This window comes from Halopiger thermotolerans (assembly GCF_054654555.1).
This window is the reverse complement of sequence record NZ_BAAIEU010000002.1, coordinates 534,224-553,140: the sequence shown is the minus strand read 5'-3', so window position 1 is coordinate 553,140 and position 18,917 is coordinate 534,224. Positions and strand designations below refer to the sequence as shown.

14 protein-coding genes, 2 tRNA genes and 3 rRNA genes are annotated in these 18,917 nt (G+C 64.2%); 4 read left to right on the top strand and 15 right to left on the bottom strand.

The features are described 5' to 3' along the window. Positions 1-4: 4 nt before the first annotated feature. Positions 5-388 carry a DUF7532 family protein gene (locus ACYQ26_RS05190; RefSeq protein ID WP_459807691.1) on the bottom strand — a complete coding sequence of 128 codons (384 nt, stop codon included), beginning with the start codon at positions 386-388 and terminating at the stop codon, positions 5-7. Between the two features lie 206 nt (positions 389-594). On the opposite strand from ACYQ26_RS05190, the gene ACYQ26_RS05185 reads away from it, so the two are divergent. Together ACYQ26_RS05185 and ACYQ26_RS05180 are read left to right on the top strand one after the other, a co-directional pair. Then, positions 595-1,602, top strand: a complete 1,008-nt coding sequence (locus tag ACYQ26_RS05185; RefSeq protein ID WP_459807689.1) for a PrsW family intramembrane metalloprotease — start codon at positions 595-597, stop codon at positions 1,600-1,602. A gap of 109 nt (positions 1,603-1,711) precedes the next feature. Further along, positions 1,712-3,613 carry a midas domain-containing protein gene (locus ACYQ26_RS05180; protein WP_459807687.1) on the top strand — a complete coding sequence of 634 codons (1,902 nt, stop codon included), beginning with the start codon at positions 1,712-1,714 and terminating at the stop codon, positions 3,611-3,613. 18 nt (positions 3,614-3,631) lie between these two features. Here ACYQ26_RS05180 and ACYQ26_RS05175 read toward each other — a convergent pair whose 3' ends face one another. Next, positions 3,632-4,237 carry a riboflavin synthase gene (locus tag ACYQ26_RS05175; protein WP_459807685.1) on the bottom strand — a complete coding sequence of 202 codons (606 nt, stop codon included), beginning with the start codon at positions 4,235-4,237 and terminating at the stop codon, positions 3,632-3,634. Positions 4,238-4,377: 140 nt separating this feature from the next. Here ACYQ26_RS05175 and ACYQ26_RS05170 point away from each other — a divergent pair, with 140 nt between their 5' ends. Next, complete coding sequence (locus ACYQ26_RS05170) at positions 4,378-4,644, top strand: DUF7533 family protein (RefSeq protein ID WP_459807684.1); 267 nt, start codon at positions 4,378-4,380, stop codon at positions 4,642-4,644. 78 nt (positions 4,645-4,722) lie between these two features. Here the strand turns inward: ACYQ26_RS05170 and ACYQ26_RS05165 are convergent, their stop codons facing one another. The 4 genes from ACYQ26_RS05165 to ACYQ26_RS05150 form a co-directional block, all read right to left on the bottom strand. Further along, a complete protein-coding gene (locus tag ACYQ26_RS05165; RefSeq protein WP_459807682.1) occupies positions 4,723-6,039 on the bottom strand; it encodes a M24 family metallopeptidase in 1,317 nt (438 codons plus the stop codon). Between the two features lie 3 nt (positions 6,040-6,042). After that, complete coding sequence (locus ACYQ26_RS05160; RefSeq protein WP_459807680.1) at positions 6,043-7,938, bottom strand: UvrD-helicase domain-containing protein; 1,896 nt, start codon at positions 7,936-7,938, stop codon at positions 6,043-6,045. Positions 7,939-8,057: 119 nt separating this feature from the next. Next, positions 8,058-8,216 (bottom strand): DUF7563 family protein, encoded by a 159-nt coding sequence (locus ACYQ26_RS05155; RefSeq protein WP_013879502.1) that lies wholly within the window; start codon positions 8,214-8,216, stop codon positions 8,058-8,060. Between the two features lie 181 nt (positions 8,217-8,397). Further along, a complete protein-coding gene (locus ACYQ26_RS05150; RefSeq protein WP_459807677.1) occupies positions 8,398-8,583 on the bottom strand; it encodes an HVO_0416 family zinc finger protein in 186 nt (61 codons plus the stop codon). A 174-nt stretch (positions 8,584-8,757) separates the two neighbouring features. Here ACYQ26_RS05150 and ubaA point away from each other — a divergent pair, with 174 nt between their 5' ends. Continuing rightward, positions 8,758-9,597, top strand: a complete 840-nt coding sequence (gene ubaA / locus ACYQ26_RS05145) for an SAMP-activating enzyme E1 (RefSeq protein ID WP_459807676.1) — start codon at positions 8,758-8,760, stop codon at positions 9,595-9,597. A 124-nt stretch (positions 9,598-9,721) separates the two neighbouring features. Here the strand turns inward: ubaA and ACYQ26_RS05140 are convergent, their stop codons facing one another. From ACYQ26_RS05140 to ilvA, 9 genes are all read right to left on the bottom strand, one after another. After that, positions 9,722-10,510: an SDR family oxidoreductase gene (locus tag ACYQ26_RS05140; protein WP_459807674.1), complete on the bottom strand. Its 789-nt coding sequence runs from the start codon at positions 10,508-10,510 to the stop codon at positions 9,722-9,724. A gap of 179 nt (positions 10,511-10,689) precedes the next feature. Further along, positions 10,690-10,811, bottom strand: a 5S ribosomal RNA gene (gene rrf, locus ACYQ26_RS05135). 131 nt (positions 10,812-10,942) lie between these two features. Next, positions 10,943-13,862, bottom strand: a 23S ribosomal RNA gene (locus ACYQ26_RS05130). 222 nt (positions 13,863-14,084) lie between these two features. Next, positions 14,085-14,156: transfer RNA gene (locus tag ACYQ26_RS05125), tRNA-Ala, on the bottom strand. A gap of 134 nt (positions 14,157-14,290) precedes the next feature. After that, a 16S ribosomal RNA gene (locus ACYQ26_RS05120) occupies positions 14,291-15,760 on the bottom strand. Together the 16S, 23S and 5S rRNA genes with 1 tRNA gene alongside form the textbook arrangement of a ribosomal RNA operon. A gap of 871 nt (positions 15,761-16,631) precedes the next feature. Beyond that, positions 16,632-16,713, bottom strand: a tRNA-Ser gene (locus ACYQ26_RS05115). A 27-nt stretch (positions 16,714-16,740) separates the two neighbouring features. Continuing rightward, positions 16,741-17,022 (bottom strand): DUF7981 family protein, encoded by a 282-nt coding sequence (locus ACYQ26_RS05110; RefSeq protein WP_459807672.1) that lies wholly within the window; start codon positions 17,020-17,022, stop codon positions 16,741-16,743. 1 nt (position 17,023) lies between these two features. Further along, entirely contained in the window at positions 17,024-17,404 is a 381-nt protein-coding gene (locus tag ACYQ26_RS05105; protein ID WP_459807670.1) for a Rid family detoxifying hydrolase, read from the bottom strand. A gap of 42 nt (positions 17,405-17,446) precedes the next feature. Beyond that, positions 17,447-18,658, bottom strand: coding sequence for a threonine ammonia-lyase (gene ilvA / locus ACYQ26_RS05100; protein WP_459807668.1), 1,212 nt, complete (start codon positions 18,656-18,658; stop codon positions 17,447-17,449). Between the last annotated feature and the right edge of the window lie 259 nt (positions 18,659-18,917).

Here is an 18,917-nt window from a genome sequence, read left to right as displayed (position 1 = left end):
GCGATCACCGCAGCGTCTCGCGGTCGGCCGCGAACCGCACCCGGTCGTGGACCGTCGGGCCGAGCGTCAGTTCGACGTACTCCGCGTCGGCGTCCAGAATTCGGCCGTCCTCGACGTAGACGCCCCACGTGTCGAATCGCAGCCAGCCGCGCATCTCGTCGGCGTGGGTCGTCAGGTCGAGGTAGTCGACGGCGTGTTCCGGGTAGTCGGCGCTCGAGTGGGCCATGTCCATGTCCGAGTAGACCGTCTCGTGGCGCTCGAAGAACTCCTCGAGGGCTTCGGCGTCCGCCTCGACGGCCTCGACGACGGCCTCCGACGCTGCGCGGAGGGCCGCGGTCTCGAGGCCGGCGTCGCGAAGCGCCTGCTGGGTTCGCTGGTCGAAGTGCATGGGCGACCGTTCGGCGGGCTACCCTTTGTGGATTCCGAGTCGAGCGCAGCACGGTCGCCGCGGCTCCGTCCGTCGATCGGGCAACCGGGTGATCGAGCTCGGCCGCTCGCCTCGAGTGCGCTGCGTATTGAGATTCGGTAGCGTGATAATACGATATTAGGACCGGGCGCCGAACGCTTACGAAACGGGACGGAATACTGACGCGTATGCAGCGCAGGCGCGACCCGGTCGAGCGAGCCAGCGAGGAGTCGACCGACCTCTACGACGTATCGACGTGGGAACCGCGATCGGCGGTAGACCGGTTCGCCTACTCGGTCTACACCGGCATTCGGTACGCGTTGCGGGGAATCGTCTTTCTCGTGGCGCTGCTGATCACGATCGCGTTGCTCGTCCAGCCGGCACAGCTCGCGTTCGAGACGCCCTGGCTCGGCGCGTTCTTCGGGCTCTCGGTCGTCCCGGCGGCGCTGCTGGCCGGGTTCATCTGGTATACGGACATCACGTCCAGCGAACCGCTCGGGCTACTCGTCGCGACGTTCGTCCTCGCGGTGCTGTTCGCGACGTTCGCCGCGGTCGTGAACTCGCTTGTCGGACCGCCGCTGCAGGCGATCCCGATCGTCGGCCCGCTGCTTTTCTTCTACCTGATCGTCGGCCCTGTCGAGGAGAGCGTCAAACTGCTCGCGGTTCGAACCTTCGCCTATCGGAGCGAGTCGTTCGACGCCGTCATCGACGGCGCGGTCTACGGCGCCGTCGCCGGCCTCGGGTTCGCCGCGATCGAGAACGCGATCTACATCACCGGCACCGTCTCGGAGGCCGACGTCGGCCTGCTGACTGCGGCAACTGGAATTACGACCGTCCGGGCGCTCGTCGGTCCGGGACACGTCATCTACTCCGCGATCGCGGGCTACTACCTCGGACTCGCGAAGTTCAACCCCGATAACGCGGGCCCACTCGTGGTCAAGGGGCTGCTGGTGGCTGCGTTCGTCCATGCGACCTACAACGTCACGGTCGGGATCGTTCCGAACCTGATCGCCTCGACGTATCCCGTCGGCTTCGGCCTCGCGTTCATCGGCTACGTCTTCGCCTACGACCTCGTGATCGGCTACTACCTCTACCGGAAGATCGCCCGCTACCGGCGCACCTACCGCACCGTCAGGGACGACACCGGCGATCCGCCGCGGTCGGAACTCACCGAGTTCGACCCCCCGCAACGGTGACGCATCGTCGAAATACGGCCGTTCACGCCCTCATTCTCGAGAGTAGCTGAGCCCGGGGCACGCTGGTGCAGGCACCACCGGCTTAGGCCGGAGCGGCGCAATCTCTCCCATGACGACGTTCACCGCCGAAGACGTAGCAAAGCGGGTTGAGAACGCCAACGGGGAGCTGATCGGGACGGTGACCGACGTCGACGGGGAAACCGCCCGCATCAAGCCGCGATCCGGGATGGTCGACTCGATCAAGGCGGCGTTGGGATGGCGCCAGCCTCGCGAGGAGGAGGTGACGATCCGCGCGGACGCCGTCAGCGAGATCACGACCGAGACGGTCCGCCTCGAGGCGCCGTCGACGAGAAAATCGACCGACGTGCGGCCGGAGTCCGGTGAGGACGAGAGAGAGGGCGAGAGCGAGCAACGGGCGTCGACCGAGCCCGACGCGCCGTCGACGGCCGATCGGCCCGTAGACGAGGAGCCGCCGACTGAGGGCGACCGACTGACCGAAACGGACGCCCAGCCGGATTCCGACGTCAGTGACGGACCGGAACGCGGCATCGCCACTGACGACTCGGACAGCGGCCTCGAGATTGCCGATCCGAACGACGAGCTCGTGATCGGAGAGCCAGCGGACGGCGCCGACGCCGAAACCGACTCCGTCGACGACCCCACCGGCTCCGCAACCCCACCCGAACCGGGAAGCGGACCGAGCGGTGAGGGGGATACCGAGCGCGACCGGGATCGAGATCCGGGACGCGATCGTGAGCGGGCCACCGAGGCAGACGTCCGCGAACGGCGCGACGATCGCTCGACCGATCGCGAGTCCGAACCTGCAGACCGAAATTCGAGTCCGATCGAACCGCTCGAGACGACCGATATCGACGGCGATGAGCGAAGCACGACCGTCGACGCCGATTCGGACGTGGACGCAGACGCAAACGAACGCATACCGTCCACATCGGATTCTGCCCCCGAGTCCGACGACGATTCGATCGATGTCGCGGACGCGACCGCGACCGAACGCCCGAACCGGGTCGGCGAACCGGGGATCGACGAGCCGATAACCGAGCCTGAGCCAGAGGACGAAACCGCGGACAGCGGCGAGGCACAAACGGAAGGGGAAACGGAGACGCGGGATCTCGCCGACGAACCGAACCTCGGGTCCAGCACCCGCTCGCTCGAGGCCGTCGTCGAATCCGACGACGACGATTCGCCCGACGAAGATAGCCCGGCGGAATCGGCCGCGGCCGAGGGTACCCTCGCCGACGAACTGGACCGCGGGGTCGACATCGAATCCGCGGTCGACACCGAGTCCGCGGTCGACGACGCCGACGCGACGAACTTGGCTGACGAACTCGAGACCGGGACCGATCTCGAGGCGGCCGTCGAGCCGACCGTCGAGCCGACCGAGTCGGCGGTCGGCCCGGCGGACGGGACGCCCGAAGAGCACCGGGACGAGGGTCCCGACCCGGCCCTCGAGATCGAACCGTGGATCGACGCCGCTTCCGCGATGGAAGCGACCGACTCGACGTCGACAGCTGCCGGCGAGTCGAAAGCGGAGTCCGGACCGGCGGGACAGCGAACCGACGTCGATACGGGGCCCGAAACGGCGATGCACCGGGAGCTAACGGACACGGACGAATCGATGACCGAGGTCGACGACGCTGACGACGGCGAAAGCGACGGAACGCTGGAACCGAACGGCGAGCGAACACGGCGCCCGTCATCGGAACGAACCGCTTCGGACCGATCTTCGGCCGACTCGGTCGCAATGACGCCCGTCACGGCAGCCGTCGCCGCGCAGCGGACGGCGCTCGCGACTAACCGGACTGCAGCCAAGCTGGGAGCGACCGCCCAGCGGAACGCGGCACGGACCGCGCTCACGGGGACGTTGCTCGCGCAGCGAGGCACGCTTGCGTTCGCGCAGACGGCCGCGCGCGGCTACGCGAACGGCGTCGCAGCGATGCTGGGGACGGAGACGACGAGCGACGCAAATCAGCCGGACGAGGGCGATCGGTGAGCGGTCGCCGCGACGTCGTCAGTCGAAGCGCGCCTCGAGCAGCCGTTCGACGTACTTCGCGAGCACGTCGACCTCGAGGTGGACGGGATCGCCGGGCGCCTTCTCCGAGAGGGTCGTGAGTTCGTAGGTCGTCGGAATGATCGCGACGGTGACCCGGCCCGCGTCGGGATCGAACTCGGCGACGGTCAGGCTGATACCGTCGAGGGTGATCGACCCCTTCTCGACGACGTAGCGGCCGTAGCCCTCGGGGAGTTCGAACTCGAAGAACCAGTCTTCCTCGACCGACTCGACGTTCGTCACCGTCGCGACCGCGTCGACGTGACCCTGCACGACGTGGCCGTCGAAGCGGCCGTCTGCCGGCATCGCGCGCTCGAGATTGACCGCGTCGCCTGCCTCGAGGTCCCCGAGGTAGGTCCGCTCGACGGTCTCGCTCGCGAGGAAGACCTCGAACCACTCGCCGGCCGTGTGGTCCTCGACGGTGAGACACGCGCCGCTGACGCTGATGCTCTGTCCGTGCTCGAGGCCGGTCGCGACCTCGTCGGCGCCGATCCGGAGCCGGAGGCCGTCGTCGGTGCGCTCGCGCGCGACGATCTCGCCGGTCTCCTCGACGATTCCCGTGAACATACCCGACGGTTCCCGGCGACGGATAAAGGCGTTCCGGAGGCAAGATGCGTTCCAGTTCCGTTACTGCGGTCGGAAACGCCGCGGTCGAACACGGCGCGCAGTCGTCGCGCTTTTGCCGACACGCGCGCTATCGAGACGCGATGGCCGGTATCATCGACACGATCAAACTCGCGAGCACCCTCGTGCTCGCGATTCCCGCCGCGATCGCCGGACTCGAGTTCCTGCTGGTCCGCGGGGAGACGACGACCGGCGCAATACTGCTCGTGCTCGCCGTCGGACTCGTCGGCCTCCAGCACTGGGTGCCGACGCCGGGGGACCTCCCGGAACTGCTCGCCCAACGGGTCGTCGGCTCGGTGGTGAAGGAGCCAGACTCGGAGCCGAACCCCGAGTCGGACGACGAGCGATAACCGACCGCGGCTCGCTCGAGCGGCCCGAAGACGGCGCTCGACAGCCCGGAGAGCGAGTCGGGGAACGAAAGAGAATCGTCAGTTCGCGTTCTCGCTCTCGTCGTCGCCGAGCAGCGCCGTCGGCTCGAGCGACCGTGAGAGGGCGGCGAGCCGCTCGACATCGGTCCGTCCGTCGGCGTCGACCCCGCTATCCTTCGCGAAGACGTCGGCGATCCGAATCCAGGTGCCGTTGCCGTCCGCGTTTTGCTCGTCGGTCTCGCCGTCGAGATCGACGGCCGCCTCGAGACGGACGACGCTGCCCGGTCCGACGTCGTCGCCGCCGGCGACCGGCCGCTCGCAGGGCTCGAGGCCGACGCCCGCGACTTGGGCCTCGATCCGGCCGTCCTCGCCGAACGCGCGGATCTCCGCCTCGAGGTCGGCTTCGACGGCGGTCACGGACTCCGTGCCCGCGGTCAGCATCGCCCGACTCGAGCGGAACGCCTGCGTGACGGCGACGTGGGCGCGCCGCTCCCGGCCGCCGTCGCCGTCGACGACGAGCGTGCGTGCAAGTCGGCCGTGGTAGCCGTCGGGGCCCCGCGGCGTCGCCGCGAGGACGATCGGTTCGCCGGGTCGGAGCGCGGAGTCGGCCCCATCGTCCGCACCGGCGAACTCGACGACGGTATTGCCTCGCGGGAACGCACCGGCCTCGACGATCGCCGCGTCGATCGCGGTTCGGAGGCGGTCGGCCGTCAGCGGCGCGCCGTCCGCGACGAGCCGCCCGTCCTCGACCGCCGCCGACGCGAGCACCGAGGCGCCACGGCGAACGCCAGCGGCCGCGGCGCGCTGTGCGGCCTCGATGCGGGCGCGTTCGCCGTCGGTCTTTTCGGCTCGAGCGCGGTCGACGGCGTCCGTCGAAGACAGCGAAAACGCGCCCTCGCTCTCAAGGTAGAGCGCGGCGTCGTGGGGGATCGTAGGGGGCGTCAGGACGGTCGTCGGCGCTTCGTCCGTGGAACCCCCGGCGTCGACGGAACTGTCGGCAGCCGACGACGCCCGCTCCGAAAGATCCCTCGCGAGTTCGACTGCGGGGTGTGCCCCGGACTCGTCGGCCGATCGGCACAGCCAGTCGGTTCCGTCGTAGCCGATCGCGACGACCGTCCGCCCTCGAGTACCGTTCCGGTCGCCGCGACCGGTGTCGGCGCTGGCGGAACCGGACGTCGCGGAGCGACTCGCGGCCGACAGCTGCAGGCAGTACCGGAGCTCCGGATCGCGAACCGGCCCCGCGTGGACGAACGCCGTCGCGTCGCGGGACGCGAGTTCGTCGTCCAGCACTGCCTCGAGGTGGGCCGACTCGAGGACGGTCGTTCCGTCGCCGCCGCTCGGGGTGTGAGCTACGGACCGAAACGATCCGTCCGTCACGGGTTACGGCGCTTCCGCGCCCGCTTCGGGTTCGACTTCCTCTTCGTCATCGTCGTCGCCGGCGGGCTCGGTCGGCTGCTGGGCCTCCTCGATTAACTCCTCGAGTGTCCTGTCGGTGAGTTCGTTGTGCAACAGGACGTCGATCGGCAGCGTCGGCGCGCCGTCGACTAAGTTCTCCAGCAGGACGAGCCGCTCGCGGGCCCGGGACATGCCGACGTAGAAGACGCGCCGTTCGTTGTCCGTCAGCACCGGGACGGGCGAGGTCGACTTGGTGAACTCCTCGACGCCGGGGACGTCCTCGGGGTCGTCGACGGTCGCGACCATCTGCTCGACGACCTTCTCGGTGAGGTCCGTGCCGACGATGACGTGGTCGGCCTCGCGACCCTTGGCGGAGTGGATCGTGCCGACGCGGACGCGGTCGGTGTCCATCCCGAGGTACTCGCCGATCGCGAAGTACGAGCGGACGCTCTTCTTCTGGAAGTTGGTCACCTTCCGGACCATGTCGGCCGCCGACGCGGGGCCGGGCATGAACGGGACGTGATCCTCGACGACCTCGGCGGGGATCATCAGTTGCTGGAGGTCGTCGATCCCGACCTCCTCCTGACGCTCGTCGATGGTGTCGAAGAGGTCGTCGCGCTCGTTGGTACCGAAGGCCGACTCCTGGAGCATGTCCGCGAGTCGCCGAGCCTGCAGGCCGGTGACGTCCTCGCCCTCGTCGATCGCCTCGACGGCGCGGACGTACTGGGTGAGCCGGTCGGTCCACATCCGCTGGTCGGTCAGCGACGTGAACGGAATCCCTTCGGTGATGAACTCATCGATGAACTGGAACATCTGGTAGCGCGCCCGGAACAGGACCATAACGCTGCCGTCCGTCTCGAGGAGCGTCCGCCGGACGTTGCGGACGACGTCGAGCATCGACGCGTTCGCTCGCGCCTCGACCGCGCCGCCCTCCTTGCGGGGCTTGAGGTCCTTGTCCTGTCGCTTCTCGATGTGGCGGATCTCTTGGTTGACCGCGTTGAGGACGTTCGAGGGTAGACGGTAGGAATTAGGGAGAATGATGTCCTCGTCGACCTCCTCCTCGAGCAGCAGAGCGGGGTCGGCGCCCTGCCAGGAGTAGACGACCTGGTCGTCGTCGCCGGCGATCAGCACCTGCTCCATGTGGGGTTTCCACTCATCGTAGACGTCGTACTGGAGGGTGGTGATGTCCTGGAACTCGTCGATCACCAGGTAGTCGACGTTCGGGAGCAGCGAGCGCTGGCGGACGCGCTCTAGCATGTCTGCGAAGCCGATCTTGCCCTGTTCGCCCTTGTAGGAGCGCCACGCGCGGATCGCCTCGGGAACGTCGATCCGGTCGTCGTCGCTGGGCCAGGTGGGCGTGTACTTGTTGCCCTCCTGTGCGTTCGGGTCGATCTCGGGCGGCAGCCGGACTTCCTCCTCGTCCCACTGGAAGGGGACGTCGTACCAGTCCGAGACGTCCCGTCGGGTCCGCTGGAGCCACTGGCTCGTGGCGATGATCTTGTTGCCGATCGTGGTCGAGCGCGCGGTGCGGCGGCCGGCGCCGCTGTACTCGTCCTCGAACTCGAGGCCGTACTCCTCGCAGAACTCCTCCTTCTCGGACTCGCCGATGACGTCGCTTCGGGAGAGATCCAGCAGATCGTATGCCTTGGCGTGCATCGTACAGACGTTGCCCTGCAGCGCACGCGGACTCTCGTCGAGTCGCTCGGCCAGTCGTTCGCGAACTTCCTGGGCTGCCGCTCGCGTGTACGAGACGACGAGGATATCCCGGAACGTGACGCCGTCCTGCTCGAGGATTTCTTCGACGTGGTCGAGAAGCGCGGTCGTCTTCCCGCTTCCCGGACCACCGAACAGCCGGGTCACCTTCGTCTCCGTGGTAGCCATTGTACCCATTCAAGGGCGCGATACTCTTAAGTGACGTGGGTTCCGTGTAGGGGGAAAATCGTCGGCGCGATCGGAGACTCGGCGGCCGATTGGGACCGTCGAAGACCGTCGGGGACCGGTTACGGGTTCCGCGGCGAACGGGCGGCGCGGACCTCCGCACCGTCGCGGATCTTGTCCTGGCAGTCCGGACAGACGCGCGGATCGTCGACGCCGGGCGGCGTGAACACTCGAGCGTACGCGTCGGTCACGAACGAACCGCAGTTCTGGCATTCCGGCATGGTTTTACGTTCTATCTATTGGGAAATAACACACTATAATTGTATCGTATACTGCGGTCGGAACGAAGGTTGAATTAACGTTCCGTAGACTCACGGCGATGATCGAACGAACGGAAACCGCAACCGCGAGCGTCGTCGGACCGACGAACGACGACGAATTCGACGGGAACCGACGAGTCCGTCAGGCCGCCGGCTCCCAACCGCAGACGGAACAGATGTCGGCGGACGTGTCGTGGAGGCCGCCACACTCCGGGCACTGCTTCTTGTTATACTCCTGCTCCCACCCTACTTCTTCGACTGAGTGGCCGCGGTCGGTAAGGAACTGGTCGAAAACGTCGTCACCGGCACCATTGGGTGAGGATGCCATACGTGTGTCAATGATAGGCACAGTATTAAATCGTTGGGTTGCCCCGAGGATCTGCCTCATCTTTGCTACACACCCACATACGACGGCGGTACAAGGCGGGCGAACGGCGAGGGCGAACGCTGGCAGACGACGATCACCCGCGGGTTTTTCCCGGTCTCGGCCCTACGTCGATGTATGAGCGATCTCCGCCTCGATGCGACGCAACTCGACCGGTACTCGCGACACGTGATCATGGACGAGATCGGTCCCGAGGGCCAACAGCGGCTGCTCGAGGGCAGCGTCCTCGTCGTCGGCGCGGGCGGCCTGGGATCGCCGGCGATTCAGTACCTCGCGGCCGCCGGGATCGGTCAGCTGGGCATCGTCGACGACGACGTCGTCGAACGATCGAACCTGCAGCGCCAGGTCGTCCACGGCGACGACGACGTCGGCCGGCCGAAGGTCGAAAGCGCGGCCGACTACGTGGCGGCGCTAAATCCGGATATCGACGTCGATACGTACGAGACGCGTCTCACGGCGGACAACGTCGGGGATCTCGTTGCCGAGTACGACGTCGTCTTAGACGCCAGCGACAACTTCGCGACCCGGTACCTGCTCAACGACCACTGCGTGCTCACGGAGACGCCGCTGTCCCACGGCGCGATCTACCGGTTCGAAGGGCAGGTAACGACGTTTACGAACGAACGCGGCGGCGAGGACGAAGATCCACCCTGTTACCGCTGTCTGTTCCCCGAGGCCCCCGAGCCCGGCACCGTTCCGGACTGCGCGACCACCGGTGTCCTCGGCGTCCTCCCCGGCACCGTCGGCTGCATCCAGGCCACCGAGGTCGTCAAGTACCTGCTCGGGAAGGGCGAGCTGCTCGAGGGCCGGCTGCTGATGTACGACGCGATGGACATGACCTTCGAGACCGTCGAGATGCGTTCGAACCCGTCGTGTCCGGTCTGCGGCGACGACCCCGAGATCGAGTCCGTCGCGGACGCGACCTACGAGGGGACCTGTTCGCTGTCGGCTGACTGACCGCCGACCGTCCGACACTCGCAACCGTCTCGACTCTCGTTTCTGACGACGGTTCCTGCGACCGAGAGCGTGATGCGATTGCGAACCGGATCTCTATCTCGAACTCGAGCGGGGACCCGAAACCCTAGCTTCGCAACAACCCGCCGTCGATCGGTATCTCAGCGCCGTTGACGAAACTCGCCCGCGGACTCGAGAGAAACGCCACTACCTCGCCCAGTTCACGAGGTTCACCGATCCGATCCATCGGAATCTCGCTCGCGAGTTCCGCAAGCCCCTCCTCGTAATCGTCGTAGGTTCCCCGGTCGATCCCCGATTCGATCAACTCCTCGATTCGCGGCGTCTCGATCGTCCCCGGAAGTACCGCGTTCGCCCGGATCTCCGGCGCGAACTCCCTCGAGACCGTCTTTACCAGTCCGATCACGCTCCGGCGAACCGAGTTCGACAGTAAGAGCCCGTCGGCGACCTCCCGAACCGTCCGCGAGGTGATACACGTGATCGTTCCCTGCTCCGACTCGAGCAGGTGCTCGTATGCCTCCTCGATCGTCCAGACGACGCTCATCACGAGCAGGTCGTACGCCTGGTACCAGTCCTGCTCGTCCGTCTCGAGAAACGTCGTGCTCGGCGGTCCGCCCGCCGACGTCACGAGGTGATCGAGGCCGCCGAACTCGTCCACCGTCCGGCTTACGAGCCGAGAGATATCGTCTGGATCGGTGATATCCGCTTTGACGGCGATCACGTCACCGTCCGCGTCGGCTTCGACGAGTTCGTCGCGCGCCCGCTCGAGCCGGTCTGCATCGCGCCCGCAAATCGTCACGTCCGCTCCCGCCTCACGGAGCGCCTGTGCGCTCGCGAACCCGAGTCCGCTCGAGGATGCCGTTACCAGTGCCGCGCTGTCGTCGAGCTCGAGCTCCATACCTCGGCCGACTACGAGGAGCGTCAAAGTTCTCCGGCTTGTGGGAGTTACGACTGCTCGAGATCGATAACCCCACCGCTAATTGCTTCACGATGTGCTCCGCGTATGAAAGACGAAAAGCCCCGCCGGGCGACAACCACCGATGGCTGTCGCTCGACGGGGCTTAAGATGGAGTATGAGTGGGGCGGCGAATCGACGTTCCCAGAGGGTCGCCCACTCCAGTAGTTGCCGATACGCAGGCGAGCTTATCTTCCGTGTTCGGGATGGGTACGGGAGGAACCTCGCCGCTGTGGCCGCCTAACGCCGATCGACGGAATCGAACCGCCGTCATACCAATATCGGTGTGAGTGACCGTAGTGTACGTGTAGTCCAGTGTGCGTCTGGACCCGTTCGTGGGTCACAGTGCAGATCCAAATGCGTGTCTCAGTTATGAGTGTGTGGCTTGGCCGGTTAGTGCTCGCGGGCTCAACGCCTCGTTGCCTTGGCGCGTACACCCCGAGTCTATCGACCTCCTCTTGTAGGAGTGGCCTTGGTGGTTCCTCGTTTCCAGGTGGGTTTCCGGCTTAGATGCGTTCAGCCGTTACCCCGTGGTGCGTAGCTGCCCGGCGCGTGCTCTTTCGAACAGCCGGTACACTAGTGGCACCCATTCGTAGTTCCTCTCGTACTATACGAACGTTCCCGTCAGGAACCGTAACACCCCCAATAGATAGCAGCCGACCTGTCTCACGACGGTCTAAACCCAGCTCACGACCTCCTTTAATAGGCGAACAACCTCACCCTTGCCCGCTTCTGCACGGGCAGGATGGAGGGAACCGACATCGAGGTAGCAAGCCACCCGGTCGATATGTGCTCTTGCGGGTGACGACTCTGTTATCCCTAAGGTAGCTTTTCTGTCAGCAATTGGCCGCATCAAGCAGCCTAATTGGTTCGCTAGACCACGCTTTCGCGTCAGCGTCCGTCGTTAGGCCGGACACTGTCAGACTTCCGTTTGCTCTTGCGCTCTTCCTCGGGTCTCCGACCCGAGTGAGGAAATCTTGGGGCGCGCTCGATATCTTTTCAAGCGCGTACCGCCCCAGTCAAACTGCCCGGCTACCAGTGTCCTCCGCCAGGAGTGAGAGTCGCAGTCACCATCGGGTAGTATTTCAGTGTTGGCTCGGTGGCCCGCTAGCGCGGGTACCTGTGTAACGCCTCCTACCTATGCTGCACAATGGCGACCACGTCTCAGTGACAGCCTGCAGTAAAGCTCTATAGGGTCTTCGCTTCCCCTTGGGGGTCTCCAGACTCCGCACTGGAACGTACAGTTCACCGGGCCCAACGTTGGGACAGTGACGCTCTCATTGATCCATTCATGCAAGCCGCTACTGAAGCGGCAAGGTACTACGCTACCTTAAGAGGGTCATAGTTACCCCCGCCGTTAACGGGTCCTTCGTCCCATTGTACTGGGTGTTCAGATACCCGCACTGGGCAGGATTCAGTGACCGTACGAGTCCTTGCGGATTTGCGGTCACCTATGTTGTTACTAGACAGTTGGAGCGTCCGAGTCACTGCGACCTGCCTCTTTCCGAGGCAGGCATCCCTTATTGCGAACGTACGGGACTAACTTGCCGAATTCCCTAACGTCGGTTATTCCCGACAGGCCTTGGCTTTCGCCGCCACGAGTACCTGTGTCGGATCTCGGTACGGACAGTGTGCTCGCCTTTTCACGGGCTCTGGGTTGACCTGACTTGCGCTATCCTGCCATTCGATCGCTTCGTGCCATTACGGCTTCCACGATCTTCGACAGTTCGACTGGGCGAAAGCCCAGCTCAGGTGGCCCCAAAGCGTCGGCTTTGAGTGCACACTGGCACAGGAATATTAACCTGTTTCCCTGTTGTCTGCTGCGAGTTACGAGCAGACTTAGGACCGGCTAACCCTCAGCTGATCAGCATTGCTGAGGAACCCTTACTCGTTCGGCCGTCGGGGTTCTAACCCGACTAACGCTGCTACTATGACCAGGATTTTCGTTACTGAACGGTCCACACGAGCTCTCGCCCGTGCTTCCACCCGAACAGAACGCCGACCTACGCAATCACCCTGTGAGGGGTGTGGCCAGGTCTCGGTGGTGGATTTGAGCCCCGATCATTTTGGGCGCCCCGAACCTCGGCCGGTAAGCTGTTACGCTTTTCTTAGAGGGTAGCTGCTTCTAAGCTCACCTCCCGGCTGTCTAGGGCTCGGGACCACCTTCGATCGCACTTAATCCACACTTGGGGACCTTAACCCGGCGCTGGGTTGTCTCCCTTATGGTACACAGGCTTACCCCGTGCACCGGACTCCCTGCGTCGAGCGGCGTCCGTAGGTTCGGAGTTGGACAGGGGGGCGCACTCCTCTCGGAGTGCGGTCCCCCAATCCGTCGCTCTACCCCACGGACTACCTCGGCAGAGGTCATGCTTCGACATGTTTCGGTCGGAACCAGCTGTTTCCGGATTCGATGGGCCTTTCACCCCTAGACGTAGGTCACGCGAGGGTATTGTAGGACACCAACGCTAACAGACCTCCACGTGCCTTTCGGCACGCTTCGTCTTGCCCACGCCTAGATCATCCGGTTTCGGGTCGTGTCCGATTGACTCCCCGCGCTTGAACACGGCGGCCCTCGTCGTAAGACTGCGGCCATGTCGGTTTCCCTTCGCCTTCCCTGATGATCAGGTTAGACTCGCCAATCAGACACACTCCCTGGTTCGTTTTTCAAAACGCACGACGGAACATCGGCTTCCCTTACTTCTTACTGGTAGCTCGCGCTACGGTCATTGTGTAAGGGACCTTGTATGCCCCGTCGTTCGATCGCCAACTGATTTCACGCCCTATTGCACCTCCCTTCGTGGGGTGCTTTTCAGCGTTCGCTCACGCTACTTGTTCGCTATCGGTCTTGAGGAGTGTTTAGTCTTCCCAGTCGATGCCTGGGATATTCACGAGGGATATCCAACCCCCGCTACTCTGGAGCTGACGCACAGCATACTTCACGACAGTACGGGACTGTCACCCTGTTTCGTGCTCCGTTCCAGGAGACTTCGTGTCGCGCTTCTGCTGCTGAGAGTCAGTCCGAACACCACATTGCCCGAAGGCTTCGGTTTGGACTGTGTCGCGTTCACTCGCCGTTACTAACGACATCACGATTCCGTTTTCTCTTCCTGCCGATACTAAGATGTTTCAGTTCTCGGCGTTCCCCATTGCGCGAAGCAATTGCGGTGGGGATTCCCATTCGGAAATCCTCAGTTCTTCCCCTCCGTGCGGGTCCCTGAGGCTTATCGCAGCTTGGCACGTCCTTCTTCAGCTCTCAAGCCGAGCGATCCACCAGCTGGCACAGTAGCCACGTTCATCGGATCTGCGCTGCACAAGGCAGCATAGTGACCCGGGAACGGGTCCAGTGGACGCCTGGACTACACGTACACACGGTCGCATCTGCAGGCCAGTAGACGGCTGGCTGCATTGACCCTTCCCACCCACGTTTGCACGGGGTGGTGCATCGGTTTGCGTTCGGATTGAATCGAACGAGTCGTTCCCACTTAAGGGGAACGATTCGCCGATCCGCTCCGAGACATGGACCCACTGGGATTCGAACCCAGGGCATCCTCCTTGCAAAGGAGGCACTCTCCCACTGAGCTATGGGCCCTTCCCCTCGAACGAGGGGAGCGAGGTGTGAGCCTTGGTAGTTCAAAGGTGCCCGATCGGCCCGGACGAGTGGGTGACGATCGCGGCGAAATGGACCGCTTGGGTGGGCCGGGGCAGCGCCCCGGTCCCGGTCTGTGGAGGTGATCCAGCCGCAGATTCCCCTACGGCTACCTTGTTACGACTTAAGCCCCCTTGCGAAGCCCAGATTCGACCTGGTGGCCAGGCCTCATCCGGACCTCACTCGGGTGCTTTGACGGGCGGTGTGTGCAAGGAGCAGGGACGTATTCACCGCGCCCTTCTGAGGCGCGATTACTACCGAATCCAGCTTCATGCGGATGAGTTTCAATCCGCAATCCGAACTACGACCGAGTTTCGGAGATTAGCGTCGCCTTTCGGCGTTGCATCCCACTGTCTCGGCCATTGTAGCCCGCGTGTCGCCCAGCACATTCGGGGCATACTGACCTACCGTTGCCCGTTCCTTCCTCCAGTTTGGCACTGGCAGTCCTCCTAATGTACCCAACCACCACGAGGGTGTTGCTGGCAATTAGGAGTGCGGGTCTCGCTCGTTGCCTGACTTAACAGGACGCCTCACGGTACGAGCTGACGGCGGCCATGCACCTCCTCTCAGCAGGTCTAGTAAGGTCATCAACCTGACTGTCACTCCTGCTGTCGATGCTGGTGAGATGTCCGGCGTTGAGTCCAATTAAACCGCAGGCTCCTCCGGTTGTAGTGCTCCCCCGCCAATTCCTTTAAGTTTCATCCTTGCGGACGTACTTCCCAGGCGGTCTGCTTCACGGCTTCCCTACGGCACAGCACAGGCTCGTAGCCTGTGCCACACCTAGCAGACATCGTTTACAGCTCGGACTACCCGGGTATCTAATCCGGTTCGTGACCCGAGCTTTCGTCCCTCACCGTCGGATCCGTCTTCCTGAGGCGCTTTCGCCACCGGTGGTCCGTCCAGGATTACGGGATTTCACTCCTACCCCGGACGTACCCCTCAGGTCTTCCGGTCCCAAGCCAAGCAGGTTCCACCGGACGCCCGCATGTTGGGCATGCGGATTTCCCGATGGACTTGCCTGGCCAGCTACGGACGCTTTAGGCCCAATAATAGCGGTCATCACTTGGGCTGCCGGTATTACCGCGGCGGCTGGCACCGGTCTTGCCCAGCCCTTATTCCTGCACCACCTTACGGTGCAGAAAAGCGAGGACGATATGCCCTCGCAGATGGAGTCCCCTTATCGCACTGGCGTGCAGTGTAAAGGTTTCGCGCCTGCTGCGCCCCGTAGGGCCCGGTATCTTGTCTCAGATACCGTCTCCGGGCTCTTGCTCTCACAACCCGTACCGATTACTGGCACGGTGGGCCGTTACCCCACCGTCTACCTAATCGGCCGCAGCCACATCCTCTGGCGCCGGAGCATTTCACGTTCTCCCCACTCCAGGGTGAGAACGCTATTCAGGATTAGCCTCAGTTTCCCGAGGTTGTCCTGATCCAGAGGGTAGTTTGGCCACGTGTTACTGAGCTATCTGCTGCGGGTCTAACCCGCGCAACTAGCATGGCTAAATCGGACTCCACTAGCAATGACCTCCGGCAGGATCAACCGGAATGTCTCCCCTCACAAGGAGGGGGGTTGGCGGTGAATGTAGGTACACACTCACACTATGGGTCCAGTTCGGCGCGCTCGTCGGCCCACGGCGTGGACCGGTCGGGCGTCACCGAACTACCAAGGCTCACATCAGATCCCATCTGTACGGAAGACCGCAGGGGTGGAATCCTCATCTCCTTCGGACCTACTCGTAAGCCGTCAGGGGTACTTAACCCCTTCGGACTGCGAGCCGTCCGAGATGACGGCCCGGGTTGAACGGTCCGTCGATCACTTCTGCTTTGCAATCCATCCGAATCCCCGTATACACTTAAGGGCAACGGATCGCAGTCACGCCGAAAACCGCAGCCGGCGGACCGATTGCGTATCCTATAGTACGCGCCGAGCGTATATAAGGATCGCGTCTCGAGTCGATCCGAACGCCCTCAAGGAAGCGGCGGATAGCCGCTGTGCGAGGAGTGGATGGAGCGCCTGCCTCCGTGCCGGATCTCGGCCGGAGGGAACGTGGCGGAGTACGCCACGTCGTTCGCATTAGTGTCGAAGGCCGGGTTGATACATAAGGCCGTCGTCTCGGGAGCCGTCTGATCTACGTTGGTCAGTCCCACGAAGTAATGTCGTCGTAAGCGGAGACGCGGACGCCAGCAAGCTGGTCCGGGTAGTCGCGTTGCTCCGGGAGAGGACGGGAAAGTAGCGGTAAACGGTGTGGCGGCCGGATCAAGCCAGGGAAGCGACCGACGACCGATGAGAGAAGCGACGTTACGCGATAGCGGGGTCGGTAACTCGGTATTACTCAAGTGAGAATCGAGAAAGCAGTGACTGCACGCTACCCGTCGTGGATTCGGTCAGAATAAAACGGAGCGTGACGCCGTGAGAAGCGCCAGGACTGGGATTTGAACCCAGAATCCCGAAAGGGAACACGCTTTCCAGGCGTGCGCCTTACCGTTCGGCCATCCTGGCTCACCTCATCCTAACCGCGTCCGTCGTTTAACTCTTACTTTTACTGTCGCCGCGGTCGTGCGATTCGGTACCGTGGGCCGACTCGTTCGTCGCCCGCCTTGCGATCCGGGGCTCGAGGACGTACGTCCCGAATGCTGCGCCGACGCCGACCGCGACAGCGATGGCGATACCCTGAACGATCGTCACGAGCGGGGCGGCGACGAGGGCGTAGCCCTGAACGAGGACCAGAAACGCCAGCGCGCCGACGGCGCCCCAGAGCAGCGCGGACGTCGTCCGCGGGCCGAGCACCGACGCGATCGGCACGGCCATCTCACTCGAGGGAGGCGACGGCTTCGATCTCGACGCCGACGCCCTTGGGCAGGGCGGCGACCTCGACGGCGCTGCGGGCCGGGGGCTCGTCGTCGAAGTAGTCGGCGTAGGCCTCGTTCATCTCCTCGAAGTCGTCGATATCGTCGAGATAGACGGTGACCTTGAGGATGTCCTCGGAGCTCGCGTCGGCCTCGTCGAGGATGGCGTCGAGGTTGTACAGCGCCTGTTCGGTCTGGGCCGCGATGGGTTCGTCGTCGAGCAGTTCCCCGTCCGCGGTCAGCGGGATCTGTCCGGCGGTAAAGAGCAGCGAGCCGTTGCTGGTCGCCTGACTGTACGCGCCGACAGCGGCAGGTGCGTCATCGGTTTCGACGATTCGTTTCATATCTGGTACGACGGTCCGATCCGGCTTAAAAGGGGCGAAGCGTTACGCGAGGACGTCGACCTCGTAGCCGGCCTCGCGGAGATCCGAGAGGAAGGCGTCGACGTGGTCGGGGCCGCGCATCTCGAGTTCGATCTCGACTTCGGTGTCGCTCATCTCGACCTCCCGAGAGGTGCGATCGTGGTGGATGGCGTAGATGTTAGCGCGGTGGTCCGTGAAGATTTCGAGCAGTTCCTCGAGCGCGCCGGGCTGGTCGGTGAGGACGGTCCGGATCTTCAGGTAGCGGCCGGTTTCGACGAGGCCGCGGACGATGACGTTCGTGAGGGTGTTGAGGTCGATGTTGCCGCCCGAGAGGACCGGAACGATGGTCTCGTCGTCGGCGTAGTCGAACTTCTCGAACAGGACGGCCGCCAAGGGGACTGCGCCGGCGCCCTCGACCAGCGTCTTCGATCGCTCGAGGAGGTAGGTGATCGTGACGGCGATCTCGGGGTCGGAAACGGTGACGACCTCGTCGACGTACTCCTGAATGTGCTCGAAGGGTCGTTCGCCGATGCTGCGGGTTGCAATCCCGTCGGCGATCGTCTCGACGCCCTCGAGCGAGACTCGTTCGCCCTTCTGGAGGGAGGCCGCGGCGCTCGAGGCGCCTTCGGCCTGCACGCCGATCACGCGCGCGTCGGGGTTCTCGCCCTTGACGGCGGCCGCGATACCGCTGATGAGGCCGCCGCCGCCGATCGGGACGACGACGGTTTCGACCTCGGGGCAATCCTCGACGATCTCGAGGCCGATGGTTCCCTGGCCGGCCATGACCAGCTCGTCGTCGAAGGCGTGGACGTAGGTGCGGCCCTCCTCGCGCTCGAGTTCGTGGGCGTGCTCGGCGGCCTCGGCGTAGTCCGCGCCGTGGAGGACGACCTCGGCGCCGTAGCTTTCCGTTGCCTTGACCTTCGAGATGGGCGCGTGCTCGGGCATGACGATCTTCGAATCGACGCCCACGCGCGTGGCCGCGAGCGCGACCCCCTGCGCGTGGTTGCCCGCGCTCGCGGTGACGACGCCCGCGTCCTTCTGTTCCTCGGAGAGCGTCGCGATCCGGTTCGTCGCGCCGCGGATCTTGAACGCCCCCGTCCGCTGAAACGTCTCGAGTTTCAGGTGTACGTCGGCGCCGGTCATCGACGAATACGTGTGCGAGTACTCGAGCGGCGTGTGCCGAGACGTCTCGCGAACCCGGTCGCGCGCCTCGAGGATGTCGGAGCGGTCGAGCATACCCCCGACTACGGGGCGCGTCCCGTAAGGGTGTCGGACAAACGACGTGCACAGCACGTACTGATCGAGTCGACGAGCGCCGCGCTCGGCGGCGTCGGAAACTGTCGGGGAAAGGAAACCGGTCGATCCGGTGCGTGGCTATCGCCGTCCCCCAACAGGGAACAGGAATGTGTCGCCGGAGGCGACACGACAGGGAATACACGGCGTGTGACGTGCGAGTGAAGACGGGAACGCAGACCACATAAAACCCATCCCTCCG